Source organism: Sphingobacterium sp. UBA5789 (assembly GCF_002418355.1).
Lineage (GTDB): Bacteria > Bacteroidota > Bacteroidia > Sphingobacteriales > Sphingobacteriaceae > Sphingobacterium.
Window position 1 is genome coordinate 284,235 of sequence record NZ_DIDX01000004.1, and the last position, 17,053, is coordinate 301,287.

At 40.4% G+C, this 17,053-nt stretch carries 13 protein-coding genes; 9 read left to right on the top strand and 4 right to left on the bottom strand.

The window, feature by feature from the left end:
* From B4B65_RS10465 to B4B65_RS10480, 4 genes are all read right to left on the bottom strand, one after another.
* On the bottom strand, positions 1 to 1,206 hold the full coding sequence (locus B4B65_RS10465; RefSeq protein ID WP_293915601.1) for a DUF4876 domain-containing protein: 1,206 nt from the start codon (positions 1,204 to 1,206) through the stop codon (positions 1 to 3).
* An 84-nt stretch (positions 1,207 to 1,290) separates the two neighbouring features.
* Positions 1,291 to 4,068 (bottom strand): TonB-dependent receptor, encoded by a 2,778-nt coding sequence (locus B4B65_RS10470; RefSeq protein ID WP_293915602.1) that lies wholly within the window; start codon positions 4,066 to 4,068, stop codon positions 1,291 to 1,293.
* Positions 4,069 to 4,640: 572 nt separating this feature from the next.
* Positions 4,641 to 5,450 carry an META domain-containing protein gene (locus tag B4B65_RS10475; RefSeq protein WP_201678991.1) on the bottom strand — a complete coding sequence of 270 codons (810 nt, stop codon included), beginning with the start codon at positions 5,448 to 5,450 and terminating at the stop codon, positions 4,641 to 4,643.
* Positions 5,451 to 5,716: 266 nt separating this feature from the next.
* Positions 5,717 to 6,055 (bottom strand): cupin domain-containing protein, encoded by a 339-nt coding sequence (locus tag B4B65_RS10480; RefSeq protein ID WP_201678992.1) that lies wholly within the window; start codon positions 6,053 to 6,055, stop codon positions 5,717 to 5,719.
* Between the two features lie 201 nt (positions 6,056 to 6,256).
* Here B4B65_RS10480 and B4B65_RS10485 point away from each other — a divergent pair, with 201 nt between their 5' ends.
* The 9 genes from B4B65_RS10485 to B4B65_RS10525 all read left to right on the top strand — a co-directional run bounded on the left by B4B65_RS10485 (position 6,257) and on the right by B4B65_RS10525 (position 17,052).
* A complete protein-coding gene (locus tag B4B65_RS10485; RefSeq protein ID WP_201678993.1) occupies positions 6,257 to 7,099 on the top strand; it encodes a substrate-binding domain-containing protein in 843 nt (280 codons plus the stop codon).
* A 9-nt stretch (positions 7,100 to 7,108) separates the two neighbouring features.
* The gene (gene pstC / locus B4B65_RS10490) at positions 7,109 to 7,999 is read left to right on the top strand and encodes a phosphate ABC transporter permease subunit PstC (protein ID WP_201678994.1); all 891 of its coding nucleotides are present in this window, start codon (positions 7,109 to 7,111) and stop codon (positions 7,997 to 7,999) included.
* Positions 7,989 to 8,843: a phosphate ABC transporter permease PstA gene (pstA, locus tag B4B65_RS10495; RefSeq protein WP_201678995.1), complete on the top strand. Its 855-nt coding sequence runs from the start codon at positions 7,989 to 7,991 to the stop codon at positions 8,841 to 8,843. The genes pstC and pstA overlap by 11 nt, the downstream gene beginning before the upstream one ends.
* Positions 8,836 to 9,582 carry a phosphate ABC transporter ATP-binding protein PstB gene (gene pstB, locus B4B65_RS10500; RefSeq protein WP_293915603.1) on the top strand — a complete coding sequence of 249 codons (747 nt, stop codon included), beginning with the start codon at positions 8,836 to 8,838 and terminating at the stop codon, positions 9,580 to 9,582. Before pstA ends, pstB begins: the two co-directional genes overlap by 8 nt.
* A 233-nt stretch (positions 9,583 to 9,815) precedes the next feature.
* Positions 9,816 to 10,397 carry a sigma-70 family RNA polymerase sigma factor gene (locus B4B65_RS10505; protein ID WP_201678997.1) on the top strand — a complete coding sequence of 194 codons (582 nt, stop codon included), beginning with the start codon at positions 9,816 to 9,818 and terminating at the stop codon, positions 10,395 to 10,397.
* A 56-nt stretch (positions 10,398 to 10,453) separates the two neighbouring features.
* Positions 10,454 to 11,656 (top strand): FecR family protein, encoded by a 1,203-nt coding sequence (locus B4B65_RS10510; RefSeq protein WP_293915604.1) that lies wholly within the window; start codon positions 10,454 to 10,456, stop codon positions 11,654 to 11,656.
* 126 nt (positions 11,657 to 11,782) lie between these two features.
* Entirely contained in the window at positions 11,783 to 15,145 is a 3,363-nt protein-coding gene (locus tag B4B65_RS10515; protein ID WP_293915605.1) for a TonB-dependent receptor, read from the top strand.
* 12 nt (positions 15,146 to 15,157) lie between these two features.
* Positions 15,158 to 16,567, top strand: a complete 1,410-nt coding sequence (locus B4B65_RS10520) for a RagB/SusD family nutrient uptake outer membrane protein (protein ID WP_293915606.1) — start codon at positions 15,158 to 15,160, stop codon at positions 16,565 to 16,567.
* A gap of 17 nt (positions 16,568 to 16,584) precedes the next feature.
* Positions 16,585 to 17,052: a DUF4843 domain-containing protein gene (locus B4B65_RS10525; RefSeq protein ID WP_201679001.1), complete on the top strand. Its 468-nt coding sequence runs from the start codon at positions 16,585 to 16,587 to the stop codon at positions 17,050 to 17,052.
* Position 17,053 lies beyond the last annotated feature (1 nt).

Consider the following 17,053-nt stretch of genomic DNA (forward strand, 5'->3'; position numbering starts at 1 on the left):
TTACTGTGCTATTGTTTTGGGAGTGGGGTTATCATTTACTATAAAATCTGTAGAAGAGTTATTGCTATCCATCAAAACAGCTCTGTTATTGATTCTGCTTTTTACTTTACGGATCACGGACTTACCAGAATAAGTTGATCCGACGAAAGTCATTCCGGCATCTACTGTTTCCGGAATTCTCTTTTTATCAATTGTAATGGTCGAATTGCCTACACAGTCTATTCCATCCAATATAGCTTTTACAGGTACCTGCAGATAGCGGGTAGTTCCGCTGACATTGGGTTCTGTAAGGGTCTGATAACTGGCGACATGACTGTCTCTAAACAGAATAAGTCCGGCTCCGTTTACACCTATATTCCAGTCAAATCCTGCTGTTGTGTTCGCAAACTGGTGGATCATATTCGGTACATCCGGGTTGTCGGTATCGCGGGTATTGGTTCCGGTAGGGTTAAAATATGTTTCGAAATCAGCAATACCTTTCCCCAGGTTGGCGGGTGAATTAGGATTGCCATTGGGGTCTGTCTTATGGTTTATCGCTGTGATAGCGATGACCACAGATTCACCCGGTCTGACCAGATGTTCTGTACCATTACCCGGTATCATCCAGGCCTGTGCAATATATACATTGTTTTTATCCGGCAGAAAACCATATACAGAAGATGAAGCCGATTTGGTATTTCCGATAACCAGACTGTCTGCATACAGATCTCCGGTACTGTTATTATAGATTTCGATAAAACCATCATAGAGGTAATTTGTGCCGGAAGGAGTTTTGGAGCCCGCATAATAGAACTCTTTGATAACAAATCCTCCCGCCTGACTGCCGACTAAACGAATTGCACTGTTAGCCGATTCGGTGATACGAAGTGTGGGGATGCTTCCATTACAGAAGATTTCTTCACGTATTCCGACCAGTTGTTCTGCCTCTTCTGCTTTAACCTGCTTACTTGCTGTGACTGTATATACACCTGGTGTAATACCTTTTGCTGACACACGTCCCTGAGCATCAGAGACAAATTCCTGCGTCGCCCCTGTAATAGTATTTTTAAGATTGATTTTGACACTATCCGCAAGTTGTTTACTATACTCTTCGGGATACTGAATTGTAAAACTGTAATCTACTGTTGTATAGGCATAGTAATCTTTACGACAGGCGGTAAAGATGCTGAATACCGCTAAAAGGATTAATATACTTTTAGTTTTCATGCGTTTATATGTTGTTTTCTGATCATCTGCTTGAGATGAGAAACCTGTTATGTGTGGAGTGGATACGCTTGTTTTCATGTCGTATTAGAATTTGATGGAAATTTCCGTTCCGTAAAACATTGGGATATTGCGCTTACTGTATTCCTGCGGATAACGGGAGCTTGCTTCCAAAGGTCTATGATTAAATACATTGTTCGCATAGAAAGAAAAGCCCATGTTATTAGCAAACTCTTTAGTCAGTTTGACATTAAATAACCAAAGTGGTTTCCAGCTTTCACTTTTGAAATATCCGTCATTCAGGCTGAGATAGATATCTCTGTCTGCTTCAGTAATAGCATTGCGTTCTGCTTCTGTAAAGTTGATGATCTGTGGAGTACTGCCGGCCTGTCCAACGGGTATGTAACCTGTAGGAATGCTGGAATAGTTGACAAATTTATGCTGATCCTTCCATATGGTCTGTGCTGAGGCTGAAATAATAAAACGCAGTTCAGGAATATTATGGACAGCCCTTAATGTCGTTACAAAACGCTGTTGCTCCATTCCTCTGGCTTCAAATACGCCTATACGGGCAGGGGCTTGACTGGCTACATTCTGCAACAGAATATAAGGAGTATTGCTCATTGATTTTGTAGAAAGATAGGCTCCGTTCAATACAAAAGAAGTACGGATGTTATCAAATCTTCCGAAGTCAAAATCAAACTCTATACCTTTATTCAGGATGTCATTATTGTTACTTGGAGAACTGTATGTCGCTACGAATGTTGAAGTGGTTACGTTGGGATTCAGGATCGGTTTGCTTCCCGCCGGAGCAGATTGTACCGTATAGATAGGTATGCCAACAAACTGGACACTATTGAGATTGGTATTCATCTCATATCCGTTTTTTGTCTGTTCGTAATATCCGTTTACTGAAAAACGTCTTTTCCCGCTGAAAAAGTCCAGACCTATTTCTTTTTTACTGGTTTTTGTCATTTTCAAATCCGGATTAGAGGTGTCAAAAACGCGGGTAGTAACAAGAGCAAGAGCTTCGGCAGGGTTTTCCTTATAATAGTTGAGACTGAAAGCGTCATAATAGGCCCGGTCCGGGTATAGGTAAAGCAGAGTTGGTGATTTGGCAGTAATACCATAGCCTCCCCGTAAGGTCAGGTTTTTAATAATTTCAAAAGAAGCATTGATTCTGGGGGACAAAGCGGATAAGGTATTATTGGTAAAGGGTTGTACCTGATCCCAGCGCAAACCGGCCTGTATATGCAGATTGCGATCTGCGATCTGCATAGAATAACGGTCTTCCAGATATAATCCCATTTGGTGAAGAGCAGGAATATCTTTAAATGCGCGTGGTCTGAAGCCGAAAGGACCGGAGGTGCGGTAAGGATTGTTAGGATCAACAGTTCTTCCTGTGCCATAGTTTGCATCCAGACGATAATCTCCACCTAACAGGATACGGTGTGTACCAGATCCTGTCTTGAAATAGAAGTCATCCGACAACTTGGCAAAAATATTCAAAGGCTTTCCTTCTATCCATAACTGATTGAGAAAAGTAGAAGGCAGATAACTGACTTCTTGTGTAATATCTTCGGTAGCCTGACTTACTGCTGAAACACTCAGAGTCTGTAATCTTTGTTGATAACCTTTCTGAAAGGCATAGTTGGCTGAAAGTGTATAGTTAATGTTTCTTGCAAAACGCTGATCCAGTTTCCATTTGCCGGTAGTTGCGAATTCGTAATTGTAGTTTTGTGCTTTATTGATGACCTGCTCTGCCTGATAATCCGGGTCTACTTTCGTATCATCCAGATTGGTGCCAAAAGAAAAAGTAGTATTCGTGTATATGGGGCGGTCTTGTCCGAAGGTATTGCTGTATTGAGCCGTTCCTTTCATACGTTCATATGCAGAGTAGGCAGTGATCTGCTTATCATAGGCTTTAGTAAAGTCCAGATCGACAAAGAGATTACCTTTATGCTCCCCAAGATCAAAACCTTGTCCGGCCCAGAATTGGGTGAGTTTGGGATTGATGCGTGCTTTTACCTGCAAAGGTTCTTTCCCTGCTTTGGTGGTGACCAGTACTGCTCCGGAGGTCAGATCACCATACTCTACTGACGGTATACCCCGAATGACTTCCACAGATTCAATATTGTCAGCAGAGAGCTGCCGCATGTCGGTTCCCATTCCGCTGGAAGTCGAGAAAGCCGCTAATACACCTGATGTTACAGTGTTCATGGCTTGCAGATTGGCATTGTTAGACAGCGGTGCGCCGTTGATAATTACCGAAGTTCCCAAAGAGCTTGTATTTTGTCCCGAATAAGCCCGGTCACCTGTGTACTGACGTATACTTGTTTTGTTGACATTTGTAAAATCAGGATTGGTTACCACAGCTCCCGGCAGGAGCTGGAGTACTTCACCCAGATGTGTTGCCTGCATATGTTCGATCGCCTTACGGGAGATAACCGTAGATGTGGCCCCATCTTTACGTTGTTCTTTGGCGATGACGACAACATCCTTAAGGGTAATGCTGTTTTCTTTTAGTAAAAACTGAAGTGGATCAGAAGGTAATGAGATTTGTTCCTCTGCTTCGAGCATACCTAAAAATTGAACCTGAATGGTGTATTTGCCATTAGGTATTTTAGAGAAACTGAAATTTCCGGAAGCATCGGTCTTGGTGAATAAACCGAGTTCAAGAATCTGAACTGTAGCGCCGGGCAATGGACTACGGTCTTTAAATTGTCCGACATGACCCCTGAGGTCTTGTTGATTACTGGTCTGTGTCTTTTTTTGCTGTTGTCCGCCAGCCTGTTGAGCTTCAAGCGGGAGGACAAACAGGCTATTAAAAGACAGCAGCGTAGAAAAAAGTAGTAGTTTTTTCATATGGGCTGATGAATCAGGATGTAAGTTAATAGTGAGTGCCTGTTGTTGCACATGTTGGTTGATATTTCGGCAAATATAAGCATAATTGCCATTTATTTAGAAATAATCTAAATAAAATACGATGTAAAATCGACTATAACATTTTTGTGATGAATAGGAGAGGAGCCTGTAAAAGGTTGATAGAGTTGATAAAGTTGATAAGGTTTGAATAGATAAAGTCAGAGAGAGACAGTTACTCTTGTATTCGTGTTGCTATTATAATTCTCTCCTTTTAAAGGAGAGGTGCCTATAAGAAGTTGATAGAGTTGATAAAGTTTATAAGGTTTGAATAGATCAAGTCAGAGAGAGACAGTTACTTCTGTATTCGTGTTGCTATTACAATTCTCTCCTTTTAAAGGAGAGATGCCCGAAGGGTAGAGAGGTTGATATTACAAACACAGAACTTCTTCCTGGCCTTTCCGACATATCGGAACAGGTTCTTCTTAAAAAAGGAAAGGAGATTGGAATGATATGAAAAAAGGCTGTCCAAATTTTTAGGACAGCCTCTTTATTACATATGTTAATCTTAGGATTTACTTTTTATGGAAGCGCATTACTGCAATGTCTCCCATAATCAGATGCAGGGTATTATCCTGAATATCGTAGTTCGTAATTGTTTCTAAAGTTTTGAAATACACAGACTCACCACTTCCCTGACAGGCCATCTTTGTCGATGCTACAGGACCAAAATGAAGGTTAGCACCCTCTATTTTAATGGTAGTATTGTAGTTGTTGCAACTGCTATTGCCATTTGCCTTTTTATTTGCTGTATCAAATGTGATAGTCGGTTTTTTATTAGGATATAATCCGTCAAATGCAATGCGTGGTCCGGAAATATAATCCAGCTCCCAGGTTCCGTTCAGTGCCTGTTCTTTGGACGAACTTCCTTCTTTTACTTCCTGAAATTTCGCTAACGGTGCCATGCGCGCTTTGTTTAAAGACAGAATACCATCTTTTAGGGTGTAATTATCTGCAGTTGTAAATACACGACCTAATCCCTGTTCGATATCCATATCAGGACAAGCCATCATTGTGGACATGCCTTGCGAAAAGCTGATACGGTTATTGGCAGACAGGGTAAAGCTACCTCCTATACCATTACATCCTCCACTTGCACTGTAACGTTTTTCACTGGCATCCAGTTGCAGAAAAGGTTCTTTACCATTGACTTTATCTGCCACAGGCTTTCCGTTTAATTCTATCAGTTTCCATTTTTTTCCGGTAATCTCTTCAGATGATGAAGTTTCTGTTTTGTCCATTGTTTTGCCACCTTTCTGGAATAGTCCACAGCTACTCAAACTCATTGAGATAGCAATTATGCTCATTACTATTGTACTTTTCATGTTAAAGTATTTATTGTATAAAATATTTTTTCACTCCACCTGTTGCATTTATTGCTACAGATATCTGTAATTCTGTTCCATTTATTCAAAAAGGATGCCATTATCCTATTCTGGAGAAATAATTTTCCCTTTTGTTTTATATTTCTTTCGAATGATACTTGTGGTCAGATAATTAGTCAACTATATTGTGTTAACAATCCATTTAACTTTTTTGTTTTAATCATGAAAGTATGGAATGCGCATACCTTAGCTTCCTAAGTCATATATTATACAAAATCTTCTCTATAAGGAGCAAAGGAATCAATAAGTTCTCCTGCTTCCAGACATTCACATCCGTGCAGCGCATTGGATGGTACCACACATGCATCACCTTTATTCAGGATTTTTTCTTCACCGTCAATACTATATTTAAATGAACCTTCGCTTACAAAAGAGGTCTGCACATGCGGATGCCGGTGTAAAGTTCCTATAGCACCTTTTTCAAACTTAACTTTGACAAGCATCAGCTCTTCAATATAGCCAAAGACTTTGCGTTTGACACCTTGTCCGAGATCCTCCCATTCTGTATTGCTGTCAAATTGAAAATAGTGTGATTGCTGTTCCATCTTGAAATTCTTGATTTAATATACTACAGCAAATATAAGTATTGCATGATTACAGTTGAATACATAGGTAAGTTGGTCTGGGTTAATTTTCAAGACTAGTTTCCATTCATTTTTAAGCTAATGAGAACTAATTCTTTATTCATGTTAAATTCAAATTTTGTTAACATTGGGGATATACTGGATAATTAACTTTGGCTACAGATGAAATTAAAATTAATCGTTTGGATTTTCTCAGTGGTCTTTTTTGCTTCTTGTCAGAACAGAGATAAAACCATCAAAATGAAAGGGTCTGATACAGAGGTAAATCTGGCTGTGATGCTAGCGGAGCGTTATTCAGAAAAAGATAAAGACTTCCATATTGCTATTTCCGGAGGAGGATCCGGTCTTGGGATAGCATCATTAATGAACAGACAGGCCGATATCGCTAATTCTTCCCGCCCGTTGACTGAAGAAGAGGAAGAGTTGTTCAGATCCAAGAAGATTGTGCTGCGAACCCTTACTTTTGCTGAAGATGCTACCGCATTTGTCGTACACAAAGATTTTCCAGTAGATGAGATAGATTTAGCAACGTTGGCTAAGATCATGAGCGGAGAGATGAAGGACTGGAAAGAACTTACTGGTGAGAGCTTACCTATCAATATCTACGGAAGACAAAGTAGCTCGGGAACCTATTCGTTTATCAAAAAGAAACTCAAAATTTCATTTAGCCCGAATGCAAAAGAAATGACGGGTAATGCGCAGATTATAGAAGGAATCAAAGTAGACCGTTCAGGAATAGGATACGTAGGAGCCGGATATATTTCTCAGGAGAGCGATGCCGCACAGCCCGTGAAGATCCTTAAAATCAAAAAAACACTACATGAACCAGCGGTTTCTCCACTGGACAAAGAAGCAATCAATACACGTCAATACTACTTTCAGCGTCCGCTATACCAGTTTGTTCTGGAAGAGTCATGGGAAAAGGTAAAGCCTTTTATCGATTTTGAAAAAAGCGGAGACGGACAGGCTATCATCCGTTCGTCCGGATATTACATTATAGAATAACGTTAAAATATGAGGTTTAAGAAAAGACTATTAATAGATCATTTGTTTAAGATCATCTTCAAATCTACAGGTTTTTTAGTGTTAGCACTTTTAGGCGGGATTTTCTTTATGTTGATTTATAATGCATTTGCCTTTTTTGCAGATGTCAAACCGCTGGATTTTATTACGGGAATGGAGTGGAATCCTACTGCAAACGATCCTGCCTATGGAATCCTGCCTCTCATTGTCAGCACTTCACTGGTCTCTTTTGGAGCGATGGCGATAGCCATTCCGCTGGGGATCTGCACAGCGGCCTTTATTTCCGAATATGCGAGTGAGCGGGTAAAAAATATTTTAAAGCCAACTATCGAAATGCTGGCTGCTATTCCCTCTGTAGTTATAGGTTTTCTCGGTATTGTCGTGTTGGGACCGGAGATTGCTTCACTGGCTGGCCTGTCTAATGGTTTAAATGCACTGAATGGAGCTATTTTGCTGGCAATAATGGCATTACCAACTATTATTACAGTGTCTGAGGATGCGATACATGCCATTCCTAAGACATATAAAGAGGCTAGCTATGCGATGGGAGCAAATAAATGGCAGACATTATTGAAAATCACAATTCCTGCAGCAGCACCGGGAATTATAGCAGCGGTGATGCTGGGAGTAGGAAGAGCCATAGGCGAGACGATGACCGTACTTATGGCAACAGGTAATGCTTCTTCATTTCCAACAGGATTCTTTGATTCGATGAAAACAATTACTGCAACTATTGCCATAGAAATGGGTGAGGTTCCTTATCAGACGACTCATTATTTTGGCCTTTTTGCTATTGCCACAGTTTTGTTTTTTATGACAATGATTGCCAATCTGGTTGGAGAGTTTTTTATTAACCGATTTAGAAAATATCATGGGGTTTAAATTAAAAAGGCTGACACCAATTATCGAATGGGGGACACTTCTCGGAAGTACATTACTGGTCTGTCTTTTTCTGGTCATTATTCTTTGGGAAATAGCGTCTAAAGGCGCGAGTGTAATATCCTGGGATTTTATCAGTACACTTCCGAAGGAGGCCATGACAAAAGGAGGGATACTGTCACCTATTGTTGGTACAGTATTACTAACACTTATAACAGCATTATTTGCTATACCCTTTGGCATTTGCTGTGCTATTTATCTGAATGAGTATGCACAGGATAATGTATTGACTCGTCTTATACGGGCAGCTATCCGTAACCTTTCTGGTGTACCTTCCATTATTTACGGTCTGTTCGGGCTTGCGTTATTTGTGCAGGCATTAAATATGGGAACTTCTCTGATGGCTGCAGGTCTCACATTGGGACTGCTGTCTTTACCTTATATTATTACTACTACGGAAGAGGCTTTGATGCGTATACCTCAAAGTACAAGAGAAGGTGCTTTAGGAGTAGGAGCAACTCAGTTTGAGTGTATAAAAGATGTGGTACTGCCTTCTGCGATGCCCGGAATACTTACAGGAGTAGTCCTTACGCTTTCGCGTGCAGCAGGAGAAACGGCACCGATACTGTTTACAGGAGCCGCTTTTTACATAAACGGAACGAACGGGTATATGAATCAGGAATTTATGGCTTTACCCTACCATTTATATATGTTGTCTACACAACATCAGGCTATTGAAGAAGTCAGACCTATTGCCTACGGAACTGCTTTGATACTGGTCGTGGTGGTTTTCCTGATGAATCTTACAGCATTCTATATCCGATATAAATACAGAAAAAATGATTAATAAACTAGCCGCTAACAACCTCAACCTGAGCTTTGGTAATAAACAGATTCTGAAGAATATTAATGTGGATTTTCCTGCCAATAAAGTTACTGCTCTGATTGGCCCGTCGGGTTGTGGAAAGAGTACATTACTTCGTAGTTTCAACAGAATGCATGACTTGTCTCCGGATGCCCGTATTGAAGGCAAACTATTGCTGGACGGACAGGATATTTACAACAGAGATATGCCTGTGACGGAAGTCAGGAAACGTATCGGTATGGTTTTTCAAAAAGCAAATCCATTTCCGAAAAGTATATATGAGAATATTGCCTATGGTCTCAAGATCAATAACCTGCCTTATGATAAATCGGTAATACAACGTACGTTAGAAGAAGCTTTTTTATGGGAAGAGGTGAAGGATGATCTGAAAAAGCCTGCTGCCAGACTTTCCGGCGGACAGCAGCAGCGTCTGTGTATAGCCCGTACAGTGGCTCTGCGACCTGAAGTTATTCTGATGGACGAACCTTGTTCTGCGCTGGACCCGGTGAGTACGCTTAAGATAGAAGAATTGATACTTAAACTGAAAGAGGATTATACGATTGTCATTGTTACACATAATATGCAACAGGCTCAGCGTGTAGCAGATAAGACTGTATTTATGTATCTGGGCGAAGTAAAAGAAGAGGGTCCCACGGATCAACTGTTCAATGATCCTAACCATGAGATTACGAAAAATTATATTAAAGGTAAATTCGGATAGTTAGGAGTAATCTGTTTTCATACTGCGTTTTTTCTATTCCTATCTATATCTGTTAAACAGACATGGAACTTCTCCCGGATAATCTGTTATCTGGCATACTAGATTTTAACCGTTCTAAAGTAATCCTTCTTGTAGGGATAATGAATTGTAAATCGTATTTTTAGACCTTACTAACTTCTAAGGCCTCCCGTATTGGGGATACCTGACTATGAATATACAAGCAATACTGATAGATGAGTGTGCAGCATAGACCTTTAGATCTTGTTGAATATCCCTTGAACACCGGAGTGGAGTCGGATTTTGATTATATATATCTGACTTATTTTGCTCCACTGTGCTACTTTGCTTCTAAGTTTGTGGATGATCAGGCAGTGGATATCGTGAATAGTTTATTTGCTAAACTATGGACGAATGAAATTGTCCTCAATAACGCTGCTCACGCACAATCTTTTTTGTATTTATCTGCCAAAAATGCCTGTCTTGATTACATAAAAACCAGTGGGAGAGCCAAAGAAAGAGACGCAGAATTTAGTTATTTATACCAACTTTCTGAAGAAGACTTACAATTAGAGGTCGTATACGTGGAATATATGGCCGAAATCTATCGTGAAATTAATAATCTACCAGTCCAGTGCAGTAAAATTATTAAGCTGAGTTATCTTGATGGAGTGAAGAATGAAAAAATAGCAGAACAACTTAATATCAGTGTACAGACCGTAAAGAATCAAAAGTCCAAAGGCCTTAAAATATTGAGAAAACTATTTATCAATCATCCGGATAAGTATCTCTTTTTCCTTTTTCTGTTTAAATTGTAATTTTTTTTCATGGGGGAGTAGTACGATAGGAGAAGTGCGTCGTATTAACAGTGAAGATGGAAAATCAGTATAGAATAATATATTTACTAACCGGTAAAAGGAAAGGAATTCTCAGTGAGGAGGAACTTGTGGAGCTGGAAGAATGGATCAGTAATGAGGGATCAAACCGGCTCTTTGCTGAACGACTTGCAGATCAGAATAACTGGGAAGAAAGCCTAAATAAACTGCAGTATTTTGCAGAATATCAGTCTTTATCACAATTTAAACATTCACATCAGCATCTTAAACCTGCACTTCGTAAATCTTTTCTCAAAAATCTTCCTTCCCATTACTGGGCTGCAGCATTATTATTTATTTTTTGTAGTGCAATAGCTTTGTACTTTACGATCAGTTCCCAGCCTGTTCAGCAGGAAGATCAATTGACCAGAGCCGGCAAAGATATTTCTCCCGGAAAAGATCAGGCTATATTACAATTAGCCGATGGAAAGCATATAGTATTGGAAGAGCTGAAGAATGGTGATTCTTTGGATATTAATGGTTTACGTATTTTGAAATCAGCAGATGGTGAGATTTCATACAGTTCCTCTTCTGCCGTGTCGGATGTGCAGCCTACCAATCGTATAGTGACGCCCAGAGGCGGGCAGTACAAAGTCAGGCTTTCTGATGGTACCAGGGTTTGGTTAGGTGCCGAATCCGAATTAGAGTATGCTGTTCAGTTTGGATCAGAGAAGCGTGAAGTAAAATTATCAGGAGAAGCTTTCTTTGAGGTGACACATGTTCAAAATAAACAAAATGAAAATATTCCTTTTCAGGTCAGGATGTCATCACAGACTATTGAGGTATTGGGAACTTCTTTTAACGTAGCAGCCTATCCTCAGGACCGTACAAACCGAACCACTTTAGTAAACGGTAAAATCAGAATTAATACCGCTTATAGTTCTAATATCTTACGGCCAGGTCAACAGGCACTGGTTTCTAAAGATGGAAAGAATATTCAGGTTTATGAAGTAGATGTATCAAATATGGATGAATGGAAAAATGAAAGCTTCAGATTTGAGGAAGAATCCATTCAGGAAATTATGAATAAGGTAGCCCGTTGGTATGATGTAGATGTCGTATACGAGGGCAAGATAACGGAAGAACTATTTTCAGGAGTCGTCTCTAAATATGAGAATCCCGCCAAAGTACTTAAGTTATTGGAATTGACCGGAAAAGTTAAATTCAGAATAGAAGGAAGGAGGATTATCGTTATGGCTTAGATATTTACCCATAGACCGATAATTAAAGATACAGAGCATTGCTCGCAACAATGCCCTGTAGATAATTGTCAGGTTATTCGCTTTTTATTGAACAATTACTATTACTTATAACCCTATACCAAATTTATGAAAATAAAGAACTATAAGAAGGCCTTTATGCGTATTAATCTTATTTTTATTTTTCTGCTTTCTTGTATTGTGAGTGCTTATTCTTCAGTGAGTTATGCGCAGAAGGTTAACCTCCATACAAAAAATGCCTCCATCAGAGAGGTTTTCGAATCTATTCGAAAGCAGACATCCTATAATTTTATTTATTCGAAACGTCTCCTGGAAAAATCCAGACCAGTGACTGTAAATCTGAATAATGTAAGCGTAAAAGACGCACTTGAAGCCTGTTTTGAGGGACAGCCTATTTCCTACAAACTACAGGGTGAAAATATTGTAATCAGCACCAAAACCAACGATCCAACTTCCGGAATAAATACCGGATTACAGCAAAATATCAGTGGAAGAGTGCGTCTTAAAGGTGAAAACGGAACCTTGTACGCTCCGGGTGTAAGCATCCGTGTCAAAGGAAAAGATGCCGCTACGTCGACTGATGCTAACGGGCATTTTTCGATAAGTGCTGCAATCGGCGATGTACTGAGTATTTCTTTTGTAGGTTATATTTCACGGGAGATCACTATAAGAGATGCCTCGGGTATTGAGGTGACACTGGAAGAACAGGTCAACGAGTTGGATGCTGTAGTCATTACGGGTTACACCACTCAGGAAAAAAGATCTATTACCGGAGCGATGTCCTCCATTAAAAAGGAATCTATTGAAAATGTTCCGGTGCAGTCCTTTGATCGGGCTATGCAAGGGCAGGTTTCTGGTGTCAATGTAATGGCAGCAAACGGAGTTCCCGGAGGACCGGTAAAGATTAATATCCGCGGTACCGGATCTATTACAGCCGGAAATGAGCCTTTAATTATTGTCGATGGGGTTCAACTCAATACGTCTACTTCTTCAGGACAGACTGCAAGTAACCCTTTGGCTTTTTTGAATAATAATGATATTGAGTCCATAGAAGTACTTAAGGACGGAGCTGCTGCATCTATATATGGAGCTCAGGCCGCAAACGGGGTTGTACTGGTTACGACAAAAGCCGGAAAGGCCGGGAAAACCAAAGTAAACCTCAATTATTATAACGGTATTACCAGCCCAATGCCGGAGATGAAAATGCTGAATACACAGCAGTTTTTTCAATCCAGATTGGAATCGCGTAACAATCGTTATCCGACACGTACACCTGAAAGAAACAGAGCAGATATCCTGACAGGGATGGGCTTTCCTGCTGATATGACTGACGAAGAGATTGCTGCATTGCCTACATACAACTGGCAGGAAGCAGCTTTCAGAACCGGTCATACCAATAATGCAGACCTTTCTATCAGCGGAGGAAATGATAAAACCACATTTTTCCTTTCCGGATCTTACAATAAGACGGATGGAAATGTGGTGTCTATAGACTTTGAGCGGGCAACGGCTAAATTGGGATTAACCCATAAGTTAACCGATAGGTTATCGCTTGCCACAAACATTAACCTGAGTACAATTACCCAAAACGGTACTTCAGGAAGTAATGGTTCTACAGGAGCATATGCAGCACCGCAATACAGTGCGCCGATGATTTTGCCATTTATTCCGGTTTACAATGCAGATGGAAGCTACAATGCGCCAATCGATGGCTTTCCGGGTTCTTCTAACCGTAATCCTATACAGGAAAGTGTAGTAGGTACATTGCAAAGCCGTACAAAAGCCCTTGTATCTAATTTTTCTGCTACTTATCAGATCAACAGTAAACTAAACTTCAAATCATTCTATGGTATAGATTATCGTATTATCGATGATGAACGCTATGTAGATCCGCGTACCCGAAGTGGAGCGGCTTCTCAGGGATCCCTGACAATTGGTAAAAGACAGAACAGTAATTTTCTTACAAACCAGACCTTAAACTATAAAACAACATTTGCTGAAGACCACAATCTTTCTGCTTTATTAGGTGCGGAGTACAGATATGACAACAGAGAAATTTCTTCTGTTACAGGAACTGGTTTTACAACTTATCAGTTCAGATCATTACAGTCTGCAGCTATCATTACAGCAGGTACAGGTAGCTGGACTGGTTTCAAAAGAGCCGGTGTATTCGGACAGGTTAACTATGATTTTCAGAAAAAATATCTGTTAAGTGCTGTTCTGCGTTATGACGGATCATCCCGTTTTGGTAAAAACAACAAATTTGGATGGTTTCCAGCGATTTCTGCAGGATGGAACATGTCAGAAGAAGCCTTCCTGAAAGATCAGGAATGGATCAATCAGCTGAAACTAAGAGTAGGATATGGTGAAACCGGTAATGATGCTATCGGCAATTTTGACTCCCGTGCTTTGTATGGAAGTTCTAGTTCATCCAACTATAATCAGGAGCCGGGGATTTATCCTTCTGGTATAGAAAATGCCCTGTTGAAGTGGGAACGTAATGTGACTACTAATATTGGTGTGGATTATGCCTTTTTCAATAATAGAGTACAGGGCTCGGTCGAAGTGTTCAGAAGGTTAAGTAAAGACTTGTTGCTGGATAAGCCTCTTCCTTACCTCAGTGGATTCTCAAATGTAACCAGTAATGTGGGAAAACTTAAGAATGAAGGTATAGAGTTTGAGATCCGTACGCGAAATATTCAATCCGATGATTTCTCCTGGTCTACTAATTTTAATATCTCTTTCCTGCGCAACCGTGTATTGGGACTATTAGGAGATGATAAGGTCTTGCCTGGAAATCAGTCTGTACGTGTAGGTTATGCATTAGGTACCAATGTGACTTATCAGTATGCAGGTGTCAATTCAGCGACAGGCAGACCAATGTGGTATGATGCTAATGGTGAAATTACTTATCAGCCTTCAGCACCGAATGATTACAAAATATTTGGGAATCAGTTAAGTGATTTCTATGGTGGGTTCACCAATACCTTCCAATACAAAGGCTTCTCGCTTAATGTATTTTTCCATTACGATTATGGTCGTGAGTTAAGTAACAGTGGTATGAATTCGAAATGGTATGCCAATGGAGGAGACTACAGAAATACATTGGAATGGATCTTTAATAACAGATGGACTACGCCTGGTCAGTTGACAACAGTACCTCGTCCTTTTGACGGAAATGCGGAGACCAATGGTATGTCGCAGGTATCCAGCAGCAGCCGCTATCTGGAGGATGCATCTTTTATACGCCTTAAAAATGTATCCCTGTCTTATCAGTTACCTAAATCCTGGACCAGCCGTCTGAAATTGTCTGATGTAAAAGTGTATGCACAGGGAGAGAATCTGGCGACATGGACTAAATGGACAGGCTATGATCCGGAATTGATTATTGATTCAGGAGATTTCAGTTCTACTCAGGGAGCTATACCACAGACACGCGCATATACATTAGGAGTACAGATCGGGTTTTAATCTTAAATGAAAATGAAAAAAATAACATATATAATACTTTTGGCCACTTCGATGTGGGCGACTTCATGTGAGAAGATGCTGGAAGTGGATCCTCGTCAATCCATAGATGCTTCTACCGCACTCACCAGTCCTGAAGCCATCACTGCAGCCACAAACGGAGTATATGCAAAATTAAGGGAAGTAAGTCTGTATGGACGTGATCTGATTGCGATACCTGAATTGCTGGCGGACAATGCTATCAATACCGGAGCAGGAAACCGCCTGATCAGAGAGTCAAATAATGAGATAGGGGCACATATTACAAACTGGCAGCAGTCCTATTACGGGATCAACCAGATCAATCTGATTCTGGATGCATTGGAAAATATAGAACTGGAAGCAAATTTTAAAAATAATATTAAAGGCCAGAATCTGTTTCTCAGAGCCTTATTATATCACAATCTCTTACGTGTATATGCGTATGATCCCACAGCTATTGTATCTGCATCGGATAGAGGAGGCGTGCCGATAGTGCTGAAGGGTGTACTTGAGGTGGATCAGATCGCATTTGCTTCACGTAATACGATTCAAGAAGGATACAAACAGGTGTATCAGGATCTGACAGAGGCTTCTACACTGATTGCAGAGAGCAACAACAGTAAAGCTCCGGCTTTTGCATCACGGGGAGCAGTAGCTGCACTTTTCAGTCGTGTAGCATTGTATAACGGTGATTATGAGAAAGCTGTTGCAGAAGCTGATAAAGCGATGGCCAGCGGAGTGGCAACATTTCCGGCTAATGCACAGCTGATCAGCTCATGGCGGAGTGAAAAACACCCTGAATCATTCTTTGAAATTGCTTTTACCACAGCAGATAACCTGGGTAGTAATGAGTCCCTTAGAGCCACTTTTATGACAAGAACTACGGTTACATCTAATGCTACCGCTTCTTTCGGAAATGTAGTGGTTAGTGATGATCTGTATGCGAAATACAGCGCTAGTGATACGAGAAGAGGATTGATAATGAAAGGATTGGGCGCAAATGCCAGCAGAAATGAAATGACTAAATTTGCCAGCAAAAACGGAGTAGCTAATCTGGACAATGTACCAGTAATCCGTTATGCAGAAGTCCTGCTGAATAAGGCAGAAGCACTGGCTAATCTGGGTAAAGACAGCGATGCAAGAACAGCTCTCAATCGTATACGTACACGTGCAAATCTTGCTGAAGTATCGCTGTCAGGCACAGCATTGATGGATGAGATTATCTTACAAAGACGATTAGAACTGGCTTTTGAGGGACATCGTTTCTTTGATATTAAAAGACGGGGAAAAGATATCATCAAAGATGCCGGAAATGTAATGTTTAATGATTTCAGAATTCTGGGGAGACTTCCTATACGCGAAATTGAGATCAACCCTAATCTTGTTCAGAACCCAGGCTACTAATTATTAAAAATAAAAACATGAAAACATATATAGGTTTATTGGCGGTGTTGATCAGTGTATTGTTCACCTCATGCTTTAAAGATCATGAAGAGGATTTTTACCTTCCTGATTTCAGAATTGAGTTTCAGGATGCGGTAATGAATACCAATAGTCCCGGATTATCTTATCCGATTCTGAAAGAACTTCGGAGCAAGGCTGGCCTTCAGAAATATCAGGTCAACCTGATAGGAGGATTGAAAGATACGGATCAGATTGTAAAAGTTCGTATCAGACCTGAAAGTACAGCAAAGGCAAATGAGCATTATAAACTTCCGAAAGGAAGTGAGCTTGTCATCCCGGCAAATAGTGCTTTCGGATATTTTGAAGTGGAGATACCCGAATTGACCAATACTACAGCTGTCAGTCTGATCTTTGATCTGGAATCCAATGATCAGCTGAAGGTAAGTGCAAATTACAGCACTCTGGGACTGACTATCCGTAAATAAT